We start from the raw sequence: 15,541 nt of genomic DNA, 5'->3' as shown, positions 1-15,541 counted from the left end.
GGTAGTGCTTCTCGCGAGAATTAATGCTTTGCAAGGCTAGACAAGAGGAGCTCCTTCAATAGACTGGCTGGACCGCGTTCGGCGCGGCCAGTTCCGTCATGCAAGGCATGAGGGGATAATTCCTCCTGCACCCTCTCTAGCAAGGACCGTGATCGACGTGAAGGTCGGCATCCCCCGCGAGGTCAAGAACAACGAGTTCCGTGTGGCCATCACGCCCGCCGGAGTCCACGAGCTCGTCCGCCACGGCCACCAGGTCTTCATCGAGAAGGACGCCGGTCTCGGCTCGTCCATCACGAACGAGGAGTACGTCTCCGCCGGCGCGTCCATCCTGGACACCGCCGATGAGGTCTGGGGCACCGCTGACCTGCTGCTGAAGGTCAAGGAGCCGATCGCGGAGGAGTACCACCGCCTCCGCAAGGACCAGACGCTCTTCACCTACCTGCACCTGGCCGCTTCCAAGGAGTGCACGGACGCCCTGCTGGAGTCCGGCACCACCGCCATCGCCTACGAGACCGTCGAGACGGCCGGCCGCCAGCTGCCGCTGCTCGCCCCGATGTCCGAGGTCGCGGGCCGTATCGCCCCGCAGGTCGGCGCCTACCACCTGATGCGCCAGGCCGGCGGCCGCGGCGTGCTGCCCGGTGGCGTCCCCGGTGTCCACGCGGGCAAGGCCGTCATCATCGGCGGTGGCGTCTCCGGCTGGAACGCGCTGCAGATCGCCGTGGGCCTCGGCTTCCACGTCACCCTGCTCGACAAGGACATCAACAAGCTCCGCGAGGCCGACAAGATCTTCGGCACCAAGGTGCAGACGATCGTCTCCAACGCCTACGAGCTGGAGAAGGCCGTCGTCGACGCCGACCTCGTCGTCGGTGCCGTCCTGATCCCCGGTGCCAAGGCGCCGAAGCTGGTCACCAACGAGCTCGTCGCCAAGATGAAGCCCGGAAGTGTTCTTGTCGACATCGCGATCGACCAGGGCGGCTGCTTCGAGGACTCGCGTCCCACCACGCACGCCGAGCCGACCTTCCCGGTCCACAACTCGGTCTTCTACTGCGTCGCCAACATGCCCGGCGCGGTGCCGAACACCTCCACCCACGCGCTCACCAACGCCACGCTGCCCTACATCGTGGAGCTGGCGAACCGCGGCTGGGTCGAGGCGCTGCGCCGTGACCCGGCGCTGGCCAAGGGCCTGAACACGCACGACGGCAAGGTCGTCTACGGCCCCGTCGCCGAGGCGCACGGCCTGGAGCACGTCGAACTGCGCACCCTCCTCGGCTAAGACGTCAACCGCGGACGTCAACGCCGTACCACCGGCCGGGCCTTGTCGACAAGGCCCGGCCGGTCGCGTGTGCGACCCGCGGCGCGCCGCCCTCCGGGTCGCCGGCACTCAACTCGCCGCGAACGTAACCCTTTAACCGATTCGCGCACCCCTGAAACATCGGTCCGATACCGCTTGCGCCCTTGACATCGGGGGGTCCGGTTACCGACACATCGTGCCGGGTCCGGTGGATTGTGTTGCTGCGGACGCCCGACACGCCATAGAGTCGCCAACCGTCGGCATGGTGCCACGCTGACCTATCGATAAAGTTTCCTGGTCACGTCCAAGGAGGTAAGACGACTTGTGAATGAGTCGACATTTACTCCCGGAGGCGGTCAACCAGGAGTGGTTGCACGGGACCAGGGTCCCTCGGGGCGCGAGGCTGTCGGCTCCGTTGCGGTCCATACCTACGCAGCCCATCAGAGTATTTCCACGACAGCCCACCAGAGCATGGACGGCCATCACGTGAACGCCATGGCCGGCGACCGGGGCAGTGGAGAACCCGCCCGTCTCGCCGACTACGACGACCTGCCCGAGGGGCACTTCTACGATCCGGACGCGGAGTACGAGCCGGACCCCGAATACGCCGCGACGCTTGCGCCGGACGCCGCGCGCCAGCGCCGCGAACGCGTCGGCCCGACCGGACGCCCGCTCCCTTATTTCCCCATCCCGGGACCACTGTCGGACCACGGCCCCGCCAAAATCATCGCGATGTGCAACCAGAAGGGCGGGGTCGGCAAGACCACCTCGACCATCAACCTGGGCGCCGCACTCGCCGAATACGGACGACGGGTGCTGCTCGTCGACTTCGACCCGCAGGGCGCCCTCTCGGTCGGACTCGGCGTCAACCCGATGGAGCTCGACCTGACGGTCTACAACCTGCTCATGGAGCGGGGCATGTCGGCCGACGAGGTGCTGCTGAAGACCGCGGTCCCCAACATGGACCTGCTGCCCAGCAATATCGATTTGTCAGCGGCAGAGGTGCAGTTGGTCAGCGAGGTCGCGCGCGAGTCGACGCTCCAGCGTGCCCTGAAGCCGCTGCTGGCCGACTACGACTACATCGTCATCGACTGCCAGCCCTCCCTCGGCCTGCTCACCGTCAACGCCCTGACGGCGGCTCACAAGGTCATCGTGCCGCTGGAGTGCGAGTTCTTCGCGCTGCGCGGTGTCGCGCTGCTCACCGAGACGATCGAGAAGGTCCAGGAGCGGCTCAACCCCGAGCTGGAGCTGGACGGCATCCTGGCGACGATGTACGACTCCCGCACCGTGCACAGCCGTGAGGTCCTGGCGCGGGTCGTCGAGGCCTTCGACGACCACGTCTACCACACCGTCATCGGCCGTACGGTCCGCTTCCCGGAGACCACGGTCGCCGGTGAGCCGATCACCACGTACGCCTCCAACTCCGTTGGTGCCGCCGCCTATCGTCAGCTCGCCAGGGAGGTGCTCGCCCGGTGTCACGCCGAGTGAGTCTGCCGGGAGCCGACGAACTGTTCCGTACCACGGGGGGAGGGGGGCTACAGCCCTCCAGCCCCCGCCGCTCGGCGAACGGCTCCCCGGCCGGCAGCGAGGCGCCCCGGGTGCCCGCACCGGCCGGCGAGCCCGATCCGGCGGCGGACGGGCCGGAGGCGGCCACCGCGGTACGGCAGCGTCGGCCCGGGGCCGGCGGCTCGGACACCCCGGCGGCGACGGCCGGTGACGGCGGACCGGCCACCCCGCCCCGGGTGCCCGCCGTCGGCCCGCCGGCCGAGCACAGCGGCCGCGAGACGGCCGGCGAGACCGCCAAGGGCCACCGGGCCAAGGCGGCCAATGGCGGCCAGACCGGTTCCGAGCCGGACGCCGCGACCGGGCAGACCGGTGGCCAGGGCCGCCGCCGCGGCGGCTCCCGCGGCGCCAACCGCCGCCCCAGCGGCCGGGAACGGCACGACGAGAAGATCACCGTCTATGTCTCCGCCGAGGAGCTCATGGACCTCGAACATGCGCGGCTGGTGCTGCGCGGCGAGCACGGCCTCGCCGTGGACCGCGGCCGGATCGTCCGCGAGGCGGTCGCCGTCGTCCTCGCCGACCTGGAGTCGCGGGGCGACGCCAGCATCCTGGTGCGGCGGCTGCGGGGCCGCTGACGCCCGCTTCCCGCGGTCCGTGCGTGCCGGTCGGCACCGTTGTGGCCGCCGTCGTGGCCGCCCGCAGAGGACGGCCGAGAATTCCCGCCCCGCCGCCGCGGTGCGGAAACGTCACGCCGGGTGGGCCGGGATAGCCTGCCTCCTCGGCGGGGTCTCCCGCCCGTGACCAGCCCGTCGCCCCGGCACGGGACCGCAGCACCATGGACCGCGATGCCGACGACCAACGACGAATCCCCCGCGCCCCGCACCCGCAGACCCCTCGGCCGCGGGGCGGGCGCGGGGCCGGCGTCACCGGGGGAGGCGGTGGCGCCGGAGGTGCCCGGGGCGGTGCCGGACGAGTCCCCGGCAGCTGAGATGCCGGAGGTTTCCGGTGTGGCGGAGGCGACCGCCGCCCGGGAGGAACCCGCGGCCGTCCCCAGTAGTGCTCCCACCGAGGCTGCGCCCGAGAACGGCGAGCAGGCCGGGCACGTCGAGAGCGGCGAAAGCGGCGAGAACCCCCAGAGCGCCGAGAGCGCCGAGAACTCCGACGGTCGCTTCACCCTCCACCTCGACAACTTCGAGGGCCCCTTCGATCTTCTCCTCCAGTTGATCTCGAAGCACAAGCTGGACGTCACCGAGGTCGCGCTGTCGAAGGTGACCGATGAGTTCATGGCGCACATCCGTGCCATGGGGCCGGACTGGGACCTGGACCAGACCACGGAGTTCCTGGTCGTGGCGGCGACGCTGCTGGATCTGAAGGCGGCCCGGCTGCTGCCCGCGGCCGAAGTGGAGGACGAGGCGGACCTCGCGCTCCTGGAGGCCCGTGATCTGCTCTTCGCCCGGTTGCTCCAGTACCGCGCCTACAAACGGATCGCAGACATCTTCAGCGGCCGGCTGGCGGACGAGGCCCGCTGCCATCCGCGTACGGTCGGCCTGGAGCCGCAGCTGGCCGAGCTGCTGCCCGAGGTCGTGATCAGCACCGGGGCGGAGGGCTTCGCCGAGCTCGCGGTGAAGGCGATGCAGCCCAAGGCGCGGCCACAGGTCTATGTCGACCACATCCACGCTCCGCTGGTGAGCGTGCGGGAGCAGGCCGAGGTGGTGATGGCGCGGCTGCGGGAGGCGGGCGAGCGCAGCTTCCAGGAGCTGTGCGCGGACGCACCGGACACCCTCACCGTCGTGGCGCGCTTCCTGGCCCTGCTGGAGCTCTACCGGGAGCGGGTGGTGGTCCTGGACCAGGAGGAGGCCCTGGGGGCGCTGACGGTCCGCTGGACGGGCGCGGAGGGGGCCGAGCCGGTGGTCACCGACGAGTTCGACCAGGAACCGGCACAGCGCGCCGCCGAGGCGGCGCGGGCAGAGCGAGCAGGACAGGAGCGGGCATGAGCGGCGCGGCCGGTGGCGAGGCGTACGACATCACGGAGACCGGTACGGGCGGCACCCCGGGGGAGCGGCCCGGGGCGCCGGCCGGGGCGCTGGGCGTCGACGGGCTGGAGCTGAAGCCCGCGCTGGAGGCCGTCCTCATGGTCGTCGACGAGCCCGCGACCGAGGAACACCTGGCCAGGGTGTTGCAGCGGCCCCGCCGTGCGGTCGCGCTGGCGCTGCGCGAACTGTCCGACGACTACACCCGCCAAGGGCGCGGTTTCGATCTGCGCCTGGTGGCCGGGGGCTGGCGCTTCTACTCCCGTGCCGCGTACGCGGACGCGGTGGAGAGCTTCGTCCTGGACGGGCAGCAGGCCCGGCTCACCCAGGCAGCTTTGGAGACTCTGGCCGTGGTCGCGTACCGTCAGCCGGTCAGCCGTTCCCGTGTCTCGGCCGTACGCGGCGTGAACTGTGACGGTGTGATGCGCACGCTCCTCCAGCGCGGCCTGGTGGAGGAGGCGGGGACGGAACCTGAAACAGGTGCGATCCTGTACAGGACGACGAATTACTTTCTGGAGCGGATGGGCCTGCGCGGCCTCGACGAGCTCCCTGAGCTCGCACCGTTCCTCCCGGAGGCGGACGCGGTCGAGGGCGATTCCCCGGAAGGTATCCCGTCGTTCGACGTAGACGACAGCGGCGACTCTCAGACGGATCATTGATGCGAAGCAGCGGCAGGAACAACGACAGCGGGCGGGGCAACTACCGCGGCGCGGGTGGGGGCACCTCCCAGCCGAAGGCAGGAGGAAAGAGGGACGACAAGCAGCAGCGGGCCGGCCGTCCCCGCCCCGAGGAGCGCCGCTACGACGTGGGCGGAACCGGCGGCCCGGGCGGCAAGGACGAGCGCGGCGGCGCCAAGGGCGGCGGTCCCAAGAGCGGCGGTCCCAAGAGCACGGGCAGCCGGGGCGCGGCGGCCCGTGGCGGCGCCAAGGGCGGCCCCCGTACCGGCGCCAAGTCCGGCCCCGGTGCCAAGGGCGGACCCAAGGGCGGCCCGCAGCGCGGCCGTGGCCAGGCGCCCGCGCGGCCCCGTGAGTACGACGCCCAGGTAGAGGAGCGCAACCGCGCCCGCCACAACAAGCCGCAGATCAAGACCCCCAAGACGTTCGGGGACGAGGACGGCGAGCGACTCCAGAAGGTGCTGGCCAGGGCCGGGATGGGCTCGCGCCGGGCCTGCGAGGAGCTGATCGACCAGGCGCGGGTCGAGGTCAACGGCCAGATCGTCATGGAGCAGGGCGTCCGGGTCGACCCGGAGAAGGACGAGATCAAGGTCGACGGCCTGACGGTCGCCACCCAGTCCTACCTCTTCTTCGCACTGAACAAGCCGGCCGGCGTCGTCTCCACCATGGAGGACCCCGACGGCCGCCAGTGCCTCGGTGACTACGTCACCAACCGCGAGACCCGGCTCTTCCACGTCGGCCGCCTCGACACCGAGACCGAGGGCATCATCCTGCTCACCAACCACGGTGAGCTGGCCCACCGCCTCACGCACCCGCGCTACGGCGTCAAGAAGACCTACCTGGCCGCCATCCAGGGCCCGCTCCCGCGCGACCTGGGCAAGCAGCTCAAGGACGGCATCCAGCTGGAGGACGGCTACGCCCGCGCGGACCACTTCCGCGTCGTGGAGAACACCGGCAAGAACTACCTCGTCGAGGTCACCCTCCACGAAGGCCGCAAGCACATCGTGCGCCGGATGCTCTCCGAGGCCGGCTTCCCGGTCGACAAGCTCGTCCGCACCAGCTTCGGCCCCATCGCCCTCGGCGACCAGAAGTCAGGCTGGCTCCGCCGCATGACGAACACGGAGGTCGGCATGCTGATGCGAGAGGTCGAGCTTTAGCTCTTGCTTCCCACGTTTTCGGCCGTCCCGCCGTGTGGGACCTCGCCGTTTGTGGCCCGCTTCGCGGTGCCCTCGCCGTTGCGCCTGCGGCGGGCGTTGCCTCTGCGCGGGGCTGTTGGGGTGCGGTGACGGGTCTGCGCGGGTGGGGGTTTCCGGACTGCTTCGCTTTACGTCCGGAAACCCCCACCCGCTCCGACCCGTCCCCTCCCGTTGAGGGGTGGGAAAACCTTGGTGGGTGGACCCGTAGGTGGTCCGGTGCGGCTCGTTGATCACAGGCCATGGGCATGGGTGGCCCGCCCCCACCCGCCGTCACTCTCTCCCCCCCCACGGGAGGGGACGGGCCGGAGGGGCCGGTGTGTGGGACGTAAAGCGAAGCAGTCCCACACACCGGCCCCGGAGGTCCGTCACCGCACCCACAGCCCCGCGCAGCGGACCCCGCCCGCCGCAGGCGCAACGGCGGGGGCACCGCGAAGCGGGCCACAAACGGCGAGCAACCACCACGGCGGGAAAGCCAAAAACGTGGGCCGTCAAGCAAGCGCAGAAACGCGCCGGGCCCGGTACAGAAAGTCGGCCACCCGGGCCCGGTCCGGGGTGGCTGGTAGGGGGGAGCCGGAGACCGCCGCTTCGGCCTCTTCGGAGAGGCGGGCCATCCGGCGTTCCACCGTGTTCCACGGGATCTCGCCGCGGCGGACCGCCAGCAGATGGTCCCGGTCCGGGCCGACGTCGAGGGTGAGCTCGCCCGTGCGGAGCAGATCGCGGGAGCAGGCCAGTATCCGCAGCAGGTGCATGGCGTGTTTCCAGCGGGGCGCGCCGTGCTGCCGTACGTCGGCGCGCAGTTGTTTGAGCTGCCCGCCGGCGTAGCCGGCGAAGGTGCGGTGGACCTGCCGGGACAGGAACGCCTCGCGCAGTGTGAGCAGTTCCCGGCCGGTGGCGTCGATCCGCTCCACGAGCGGGGAGTGCAGGCATTCCAGGACGGTGGGGTTGGCGCGCAGCGCCAGCTGGCAGAACCGTTCCAGCTCCCAGGAGAACTCCTCCTGGCGCGGTCCCTCCACATGGGTCGGCGGCTTCTCGAAGCCCCAGAAGAGCGGGGTGGGGGCGAGAAACACTCCGCGGCGGTCGGTGTCGCTGGTCTCCGTGGCCAGGCCGAAGGCGCGCGAGCCCATCACACAGGCGTAGACGGTGTGCTCGGTGACCAGGGAGTGATCTGCGGCGGCTTCGGACATGGCGGCGATTGTCGCTGGCGGGAGGGGGCGGTGTCACCAGGTTTCGGCGGCCCGTTTACCGGCCGGTTGAGGGCTCGGCCACCGTCGGTGCACGGGCGGTCGCGGGGCGCGCGGACCGCTCTCCCGCGCCGCCGGTCCTGCCGCCGCCGTACGGATTGTCCGTGCGGCTGGTTACGCTGATCAGTGCGCGCACAGGTGCGTGACGCGGCACATAACGCAGGGGAGCAGTGACGTGGCGGTACGAGCGGTCCGCGGGGCCGTCCAGCTGGAGCGGGACGACGCGGAGCACATGCAGGAGCAGGTCGGCGCGCTGCTCACCGCCATTCTGGAGCGCAACGAGCTGCGCGCGGACGACCTGATCAGTGTGTGGTTCACCGCCACCCCCGATCTGCACAGCGATTTCCCGGCCGCCGCCGCGCGGGCCCTGGGCATCACGGACGTCCCGCTGATCTGTGCCCAGGAGCTGGACATCACCGGTGCCATGGAGCGCGTGGTGCGGGTGCTGGCCCATGTCGAGACCGATCTGTCCCGGGCCGGGATCGCCCATGTCTACCTCGGCGCGGCCGGGGCGCTGCGGAAGGACATCGCGCAGTGAGGACCGCACTCGTCATCGGCACGGGCCTGATCGGCACCTCGGCCGCGCTCGCGCTCAACGCGCGGGGTGTGCAGGTGTTCCTGGAGGACCATGACCAGGCCCAGGCCCTGACGGCTGCCGCGCTCGGTGCGGGCACCGCCGAGGCGCCGCCGGGGCCGGTCGATCTGGCCATCGTGGCCGTGCCGCCGGCCCATGTCGCGACGGCGCTGGCGGACGCGATGCGGCGCGGGGCGGCCCGTGCCTACATCGATGTCGCCAGCGTCAAGGGCGGCCCGCGCCGTGAGCTGGAGGCGATGGGTCGCGATCTGGCCGGCTACCTCGGCACGCACCCGATGGCGGGCAAGGAGCGCTCCGGCCCGCTGGCCGCCACCGCCGACCTCTTCGAGGGCCGCCCCTGGGTGCTGACCCCGACCCGTGACGGCGACACCGAGGTGCTCAATCTCGCGCTGGAGCTGGTCGCGCTGTGCCGGGCCGTCCCGGTGGTGATGGACGCGGATGCGCACGACCGCGCGGTCGCCCTCGTCTCGCACACCCCGCAGCTGCTCTCCAGCCTCGTCGCCGCCCGCCTCAAGGGCGCCGACGAGACCGCCGTACGCCTCTGCGGCCAGGGCATCCGGGATGTGACGCGGATCGCGGCCTCCGACCCGGCGATGTGGATCGACATCCTGTCGGCGAACCCGGGCCCGGTCGCCGATGTGCTGTCCGAGATCGCCGCCGATCTCGACGAGACGGTGCGTTCCCTGCGCGCCCTGGAGTCCGCCGACGAGGACAAGCGCGGCAGCGGTGCCGGCGGCATCGAGGACGTGCTGCGCCGCGGCAACGCGGGGCGGGAGCGGGTGCCGGGCAAGCACGGCGCCGCCCCGGCCACCTACGAGATCGTCGCCGTCTACATCGGCGACCAGCCCGGTGAGCTGGCCCGGATCTTCGCCGACGCCGGCCGGGCCGGGGTCAATATCGAGGACGTCCGCATCGAGCACGCCACCGGCCAGCAGGCGGGCTTCATCCAGCTCATGGTCGAGCCGCAGGCGGTGCCGGTGCTCACCGCGGAGCTGCGGGAGCGGGGCTGGTCGATCCGGCAGTGACACCGTGGACGGGGCGGTGCGGGTGAGCCAGTAACCTTGTCCGAGGCCCTTATGGCCCTTGGACCCCCGCCCCGTGTACAAGAAAGGTGTTCGTCACCGTGGAAACCGCCGCTCGGACCGCCCCGGCAGCAGTGATTGTCGCCATCGACGGCCCCGCAGGCACGGGCAAGTCCAGCACGTCCAAGGCCGTCGCCGCCAAGCTGGGCCTCGGCTACCTCGACACCGGTGCCCAGTACCGCGCGATCACCTGGTGGATGCTGAACAACGGCATCGACGTCAATGACGCGATCGCGGTGGCCGACGCCGCCGCCAAGCCCGTGATCGTCTCCGGCACCGACCCGGCCGCCCCGACCATCACCGTCGACGGCCTGGACGCCGCGGGCCCGATCCGCACCCAGGAGGTCACCGCCGCGGTCAGCGCGGTCAGCGCCGTCCCCGAGGTGCGGACCCTGATCACCGACCTCCAGCGCAGCATCGCCGCGGAGGCGCCGCTCGGCATCGTCGTCGAGGGCCGGGACATCGGCATCACCGTCCTGCCCGACGCCGACCTCAAGGTCTTCCTCACCGCCTCCCCCGAGGCGCGGGCGGCCCGCCGCAGCGGCGAGCTCAAGGGCAAGGAGGCCGGAGACCTGGCCGCCACCCGCGAGGCGCTGATCAAGCGCGACGCCGCCGACTCCGGCCGCAAGACCTCCCCGCTGGCCAAGGCGGACGACGCCGTCGAGGTGGACACCACCGAGCTGACCCTGGAGCAGGTCATCGAGTGTGTGGTCACTCTCATCGAGGGCGCCGGCGCCGAAAAGGCAGGGCGGGCCGCCCGGTGACCGACAGCGGCAGGGCGCCGAGCGCGGCGGGCGCCGCGGTCGGCCGCCGGATCGGCATCGGCCTGATGTACGGGCTGTGGCGGCCGCGGGTGCTGGGCGCCTGGCGGGTGCCGTCGGCCGGCCCGGTGATCCTCGCCGTCAACCATTCGCACGGTATCGACGGCCCGATGCTGATGGGCACCGCGCCGCGGCCGGTGCACTTCCTGATCAAGAAGGAAGCCTTCGTCGGCCCGCTGGACCCGTTCCTGCGGGGCATCGGGCAGCTGAAGGTGGACCGCGACACCACCGACCGCAAGGCGATCACCGACGCTCTCGGGGTGCTGACGGACGGCGGCGTGCTGGGGATCTTCCCCGAAGGCACCCGGGGCGAGGGCGACTTCGCCTCCCTGCGGGCGGGCCTGGCGTACTTCGCGGTGCGCTCCGGGGCCCCGGTCGTGCCGGTGGCGGTGCTCGGCGGCAAGGACCGGCACAGCCGGCTGTCGTCGGCCGTACCGGCGCTGCGCTCTCGCGTCGATGTCGTTTTCGGCGATGCCTTCGAGGCGGGCGACGGCAGCGGCCGGCGCACCCGTAAGGCGCTCGACGAGGCGACCGTACGGATCCAGGAGCGGCTGACCGCCCACCTGGCGGAGGCCAGGCGCCTGACCGGGCGCTGAACCACACTTGAGTAGTGGGCCGCGGACGAGCGGCCCACCGATGATGAACGAGGAACGGACTTCATGAACGACCAGACCCCTACCGGCGACGAGCACGGTGCGCTTGGCGACGCCGAGTACGCGGAGTTCATGGAGCTCGCCGCGGAGGAGGGCTTCGATCTTGAGGAGGTCGAGGGTGACATCGCCGCGGCCGGCCATGGTCCGCTGCCCGTCCTCGCCGTCGTCGGCCGCCCCAACGTCGGCAAGTCGACCCTGGTGAACCGCATCATCGGCCGCCGGGAAGCGGTCGTCGAGGACAAGCCGGGCGTCACCCGCGACCGTGTCACCTACGAGGCCGACTGGAACGGCCGCCGTTTCAAGGTCGTCGACACCGGCGGCTGGGAGCAGGACGTCCTCGGCATCGACGCCTCCGTGGCGATGCAGGCCGAGTTCGCCATCGAGGCCGCGGACGCGGTCGTCTTCGTCGTCGACGCCAAGGTCGGCGCGACCGACACCGACGAGGCCGTCGTCAAGCTGCTGCGCCGCTCCGGCAAGCCCGTCGTCCTGGTCGCCAACAAGGTCGACGGCCCGTCCGGGGAGGCCGACGCCGCGATGCTGTGGTCGCTGGGCCTCGGCGAGCCGCACCCGATCTCCGCGCTGCACGGCCGGGGCACCGGCGACATGCTCGACGCCGCGCTGGACGCGCTGCCCGAGGCCCCCGCGCAGACCTTCGGCACGGCCCTCGGCGGGCCCCGCCGGATCGCGCTGATCGGCCGCCCGAACGTCGGCAAGTCGTCGCTGCTGAACAAGGTCGCCGGCGAGGAGCGGGTGGTCGTCAACGAGCAGGCCGGCACCACCCGCGACCCGGTCGACGAGCTGATCGAACTGGCCGGCAAGACCTGGAAGTTCGTGGACACCGCCGGTATCCGCCGCCGGGTGCACCTCCAGGAAGGCGCCGACTACTACGCCTCGCTGCGCACCGCGGCGGCCGTCGAGAAGGCCGAGGTCGCCGTCGTCCTGATCGACGCGTCCGAGTCCATCAGCGTCCAGGACCAGCGCATCATCACGATGGCCGTGGAGGCCGGACGCGCCCTGGTCATCGCCTACAACAAGTGGGACACCCTCGACGAGGAGCGCCGCTTCTACCTGGAGCGGGAGATCGAGCGGGACCTCGTGCAGATCCCCTGGGCGATGCGGGTGAACGTCTCCGCGCGCACCGGCCGGCACATGGAGAAGCTGGTTCCGGCGATCGAGACCGCGCTGGCCGGCTGGGAGACCCGGATCCCCACCGGGCGGCTGAACGCCTTCCTCGGCGAGATCGTCGCCTCCCACCCGCACCCGATCCGTGGCGGCAAGCAGCCCCGCATCCTCTTCGGCACCCAGGCGGGCACCAAGCCGCCGCGCTTCGTCCTCTTCGCCTCCGGCTTCCTGGAGGCGGGCTACCGCCGCTTCGTCGAGCGGCGGCTGCGGGAGGAGTTCAGCTTCGACGGGACGCCGATCCACATCTCCGTGCGGGTGCGCGAGAAGCGCAGCAAGAAGAAGTAGCGGCGGTCTCCGGCCGTGCGGACGGCTCAGTGTCCGCGCGGCCGGGAGTCCCGCTGTGCCGGTGGCAGCGCCGCCGGGCCCTGCCCCCGGGGGTGGTAGGGCTGCCGGCTCACGACCTCCCAGTGGCCCGCGGAGCCCGGCGTACGGCTCCAGCTTCCGCGCAGCGCCTCCGGCAGCTCCGGCTCGTCCGTACGGTCCCCGGGCAGCGCCCGGAAGCTGCGGCGGTACTCGGCGTACAGCGCGTCATAGATCGGTGTGGCCGAGCCGTGATCCGCGGTGTGCGTCGTCCCGTGTTCGCGCGACGGGCGCATGCCGGGGATCGGGTGGGTGTACTGGGCGGGAACGGAGGGGTCGTATGCGTGCACGTATGTGCCAACGACCCCGATGGCCGCGGGATGCGGCTTTCCTGTGGAAATGGCTGATCGCGAGGGCATGACCGGCCGGATCGGCGGTCCTGCCCCCGCGATCGGGACCACGGGAATGTCAGGTGCCGGCCAGCGGGATCTCCGCGGCGACCAGGGCGCCCTTCGCCGCGGCGTCCTCCAGCGCCTGCCGCATCAGGTCCTCGCGGGGCTGGTGGCCGATGGTGCCGGCGGGCGCGGCGTACAGCACCACGGACTGCGCCTTGTTGGCCGCGGCGCGCCAGCCGTCCGAGACGGCCAGCGGCTGGTGGGCCTGCCACCAGGCGGACTGCTGGCCGGAGTTGCCCGGCTGGAGGACGGCGTGCAGCTTGCCCATGGCCAACAGCGCGGACCAGCCCGGGTTCGGGCCGGGGAGCTGGTTCATGTCCGTCACCGGGTGGAAGCCCTGCTCCAGGAGCAGCGGCAGGAAGTCGTCGTCCGGGCCGGCCGAGCCGGGACGGGCGATCGGACCGTCGGGCTCGACCACCAGGGCCGGGCGCAGGTCGGCCTCGACGAGCACCAGACCGCAGGTGATCCCGAGGGTCGCCTGGCGGGGCGCGGTGGGAACCGGGACGGCCGGGGACGGCTGCGAGCCGGGCGTGCGGGGGGCGGCGTCCTCTCCGGTGATGGAGCGCACGGCTCCCTGGAGCTGCTCCTCCGAGACCGGGACGACCTGCGAGGGGATGCAGGTGGCATGGGCGAACGCGAGCACCGCGGTCTCCTCGCCCACGAACAGGACGGTGCTGGTGCGCTCCTGGTCGCTGTCTCCCGGGGTCCGGCAGGAGGTGCAGTCATAGCTGCCGGGGGCGTCGCCACCGGCCAGCAGGCGGTCGGCTTCTTCGTCGCCGATCTCGGCGCGAACGTCGTCGCTGACGTCGAGCATGCGCGGCACGGGTGGCTCCTCGATCTCTGTGCGTCTGCCGGGTGGTCTCCCGGCTCGTACAAGCACAACGGGTGACCTGCGGCCGGAGTCACGCGAGGACGGGAACAGAATCGAACCAATCGCCGCACAGCGGAAAATCACGGAAAGCCGTCCCACAAGCGGTCACTTAACGCCAACTCTTGCGCAGAACTTGGCGCAGTCGGCGGCGTTCCGTACGCCGGACCGGGTGGGACCGGGACGCCGAGGGCGTGGCACGCTGGCCGGCGCCGGAGGGCTGCTTACCGTCACCGGCTATGTCGGACAACTCTTCGGCGCCACGGCGCCTCGTGGGATCCGTCGGGCTGCTCACCGCGGCGGCCGCTGCCCTGGTCCTGGGCCTGCCCGGGGGCGCCGCCGCCGACGGGCCGGACGGCCCCGGCAAGGCCTCGCACGCCTGCGCCGGTGACCAGTGGCCATGGGGCTGCCTCGCCGAGTGCGAGAGCAGCGGTGACTGGCACATCAACACCGGTAACTCCTTCTACGGCGGGCTCCAGTTCCACCAGCCCACCTGGGAGGATTTCGGCGGCCTGGCCTTCGCGCGGCGGGCCGACCTCGCCTCCCGTGAGGAGCAGATCGAGATCGCGAAGAGGGTCCAGGCCGCCCAGGGCTGGGGCGCCTGGCCGGAGTGCGCCCGGCGCTACGGGCTGACCGCCAAGAGCCGGACCCATGTCGTACGGCGCGGGGAGACGCTCGGCGAGATCGCCCGCAAGTACCGGGTGAAGGGCGGCTGGCAGGCGCTGTACGAGGCCAACCGGTCGGCCATCGGCCAGAACCCGAACCGGCTGTCGATCGGCACCCGGCTGCGGCTCCCCTAGGAGGGCCCTGAACGGCCGGACCATCGGCGTCAGTGTCCGAGACCGCGGCGAATGGCGACCTCCACCGGTGAGTAGTCCCCGTCGGGCCGTTCGATGCGGGGGTCCGCACCCGGCCTGGGGAGCAGCGGCGGCTGGGCCATGAAACGGGGCCGGGTGCCCCGGTGCGGCTGCGCGGCGTGCACGAGGAACGGGTGACAAAGGTAGACGTCACCGGCGCGCCCGGTGGCCAGGGCGAGCGGCCGGTGCTCGGTGGCGGGCACCGCGCGCCCGGCGAGGTCCATGAAGGACAGCCCGGCCTCGCCCTCCGGTCCGAGGAGCGCGGCGACGTCCAGATGGGAGCCGACGCGGATGCGGGTCGGCGCGTCGTCGTCGCCCACGTCGGACATCAGGAACAGCATCAGCAGCCAGCGGCCCCTGGACGCGGCGTTCACCCGGTAGGACAGGAAGTCGGCGGGGTCGTCGCCCGGGAAGCTCGCGTCGATGTGCCAGCCGTCGTCGCCCGGTTCGTCGTCGCTGCGGAACCGCACCGGGAACGTGCCGAGGTCACCGCGCGGTGCCCAGCGCTCCTTTCCGGCGAGCGCGTCGTACGCGGCGCGCAGCCGGGGCGCATTGACGGCGGCCCGGAAGGGTTCCTGCCCGTAGAAGCCGAGCCGTACGACGGGGTCCTTCCATGTCGCCGGATCGCCGGGCTCACCCGGGATGTCCCGCCACATGATCTCCCGGCACTCGGCCGCGACCTCGGGTGCGAACGCGCCCTCCACACGGAGAAAGCCCTGCTCCACGAAGGCGGACAAGGCGGTGTCATCGAGGGTCGGTTCATTCATGGGGTCAGCGTGACGCGGGGGAGGGG

16 protein-coding genes are annotated in these 15,541 nt (G+C 71.7%); 12 read left to right on the top strand and 4 right to left on the bottom strand.

The annotated features are described in order from the left end of the window. The first annotated feature begins 157 nt into the window (after positions 1–157). The 6 genes from ald (at position 158) to CP981_RS08760 (ending at position 6,655) form a co-directional block, all read left to right on the top strand. Positions 158–1,273 carry an alanine dehydrogenase gene (gene ald / locus CP981_RS08785; protein WP_042157652.1) on the top strand — a complete coding sequence of 372 codons (1,116 nt, stop codon included), beginning with the start codon at positions 158–160 and terminating at the stop codon, positions 1,271–1,273. 489 nt (positions 1,274–1,762) lie between these two features. Further along, positions 1,763–2,779: a ParA family protein gene (locus CP981_RS08780; protein ID WP_018087947.1), complete on the top strand. Its 1,017-nt coding sequence runs from the start codon at positions 1,763–1,765 to the stop codon at positions 2,777–2,779. Further along, a complete protein-coding gene (locus CP981_RS08775; protein WP_425282114.1) occupies positions 2,764–3,429 on the top strand; it encodes a hypothetical protein in 666 nt (221 codons plus the stop codon). Before CP981_RS08780 ends, CP981_RS08775 begins: the two co-directional genes overlap by 16 nt. Positions 3,430–3,639: 210 nt before the next feature. Further along, on the top strand, positions 3,640–4,788 hold the full coding sequence (locus CP981_RS08770; protein ID WP_085924238.1) for a segregation and condensation protein A: 1,149 nt from the start codon (positions 3,640–3,642) through the stop codon (positions 4,786–4,788). After that, the gene (scpB, locus tag CP981_RS08765) at positions 4,785–5,483 is read left to right on the top strand and encodes an SMC-Scp complex subunit ScpB (protein WP_190141115.1); all 699 of its coding nucleotides are present in this window, start codon (positions 4,785–4,787) and stop codon (positions 5,481–5,483) included. Before CP981_RS08770 ends, scpB begins: the two co-directional genes overlap by 4 nt. Further along, positions 5,483–6,655, top strand: a complete 1,173-nt coding sequence (locus CP981_RS08760) for a pseudouridine synthase (RefSeq protein WP_085924239.1) — start codon at positions 5,483–5,485, stop codon at positions 6,653–6,655. The genes scpB and CP981_RS08760 overlap by 1 nt, the downstream gene beginning before the upstream one ends. 527 nt (positions 6,656–7,182) lie before the next feature. On the opposite strand, the gene CP981_RS08755 is transcribed toward CP981_RS08760, so the two are convergent. After that, on the bottom strand, positions 7,183–7,878 hold the full coding sequence (locus CP981_RS08755; RefSeq protein ID WP_085924240.1) for a nucleotidyltransferase domain-containing protein: 696 nt from the start codon (positions 7,876–7,878) through the stop codon (positions 7,183–7,185). Positions 7,879–8,110: 232 nt separating this feature from the next. Between CP981_RS08755 and aroH the strand changes: the two genes are divergently transcribed. From aroH to der, 5 genes are all read left to right on the top strand, one after another. Continuing rightward, on the top strand, positions 8,111–8,473 hold the full coding sequence (aroH, locus tag CP981_RS08750) for a chorismate mutase (RefSeq protein ID WP_042157464.1): 363 nt from the start codon (positions 8,111–8,113) through the stop codon (positions 8,471–8,473). After that, positions 8,470–9,555, top strand: a complete 1,086-nt coding sequence (locus CP981_RS08745; protein WP_085924241.1) for a prephenate dehydrogenase — start codon at positions 8,470–8,472, stop codon at positions 9,553–9,555. Before aroH ends, CP981_RS08745 begins: the two co-directional genes overlap by 4 nt. An 86-nt stretch (positions 9,556–9,641) precedes the next feature. Continuing rightward, entirely contained in the window at positions 9,642–10,376 is a 735-nt protein-coding gene (gene cmk / locus CP981_RS08740) for a (d)CMP kinase (RefSeq protein ID WP_085924242.1), read from the top strand. Beyond that, positions 10,373–11,029, top strand: a complete 657-nt coding sequence (locus tag CP981_RS08735; RefSeq protein ID WP_085924243.1) for a lysophospholipid acyltransferase family protein — start codon at positions 10,373–10,375, stop codon at positions 11,027–11,029. The genes cmk and CP981_RS08735 overlap by 4 nt, the downstream gene beginning before the upstream one ends. Before the next feature lie 63 nt (positions 11,030–11,092). Continuing rightward, complete coding sequence (gene der, locus CP981_RS08730; protein ID WP_085924244.1) at positions 11,093–12,553, top strand: ribosome biogenesis GTPase Der; 1,461 nt, start codon at positions 11,093–11,095, stop codon at positions 12,551–12,553. Positions 12,554–12,579: 26 nt separating this feature from the next. Here the strand turns inward: der and CP981_RS08725 are convergent, their stop codons facing one another. Together CP981_RS08725 and CP981_RS08720 are read right to left on the bottom strand one after the other, a co-directional pair. Further along, positions 12,580–12,918 (bottom strand): hypothetical protein, encoded by a 339-nt coding sequence (locus CP981_RS08725; RefSeq protein ID WP_244329597.1) that lies wholly within the window; start codon positions 12,916–12,918, stop codon positions 12,580–12,582. Positions 12,919–13,036: 118 nt separating this feature from the next. Next, entirely contained in the window at positions 13,037–13,846 is an 810-nt protein-coding gene (locus CP981_RS08720; protein WP_085924245.1) for a hypothetical protein, read from the bottom strand. A 284-nt stretch (positions 13,847–14,130) separates the two neighbouring features. Between CP981_RS08720 and CP981_RS08715 the strand changes: the two genes are divergently transcribed. Then, entirely contained in the window at positions 14,131–14,691 is a 561-nt protein-coding gene (locus CP981_RS08715) for a LysM peptidoglycan-binding domain-containing protein (RefSeq protein WP_085924246.1), read from the top strand. Between the two features lie 29 nt (positions 14,692–14,720). On the opposite strand, the gene CP981_RS08710 is transcribed toward CP981_RS08715, so the two are convergent. Further along, a complete protein-coding gene (locus CP981_RS08710) occupies positions 14,721–15,515 on the bottom strand; it encodes a phytanoyl-CoA dioxygenase family protein (protein WP_085924247.1) in 795 nt (264 codons plus the stop codon). Between the last annotated feature and the right edge of the window lie 26 nt (positions 15,516–15,541).

This window comes from Streptomyces platensis (assembly GCF_008704855.1).
In the GTDB taxonomy this organism is placed as follows: domain Bacteria; phylum Actinomycetota; class Actinomycetes; order Streptomycetales; family Streptomycetaceae; genus Streptomyces; species Streptomyces platensis.
This window is presented reverse-complemented; position numbering and strand designations above follow the sequence as displayed.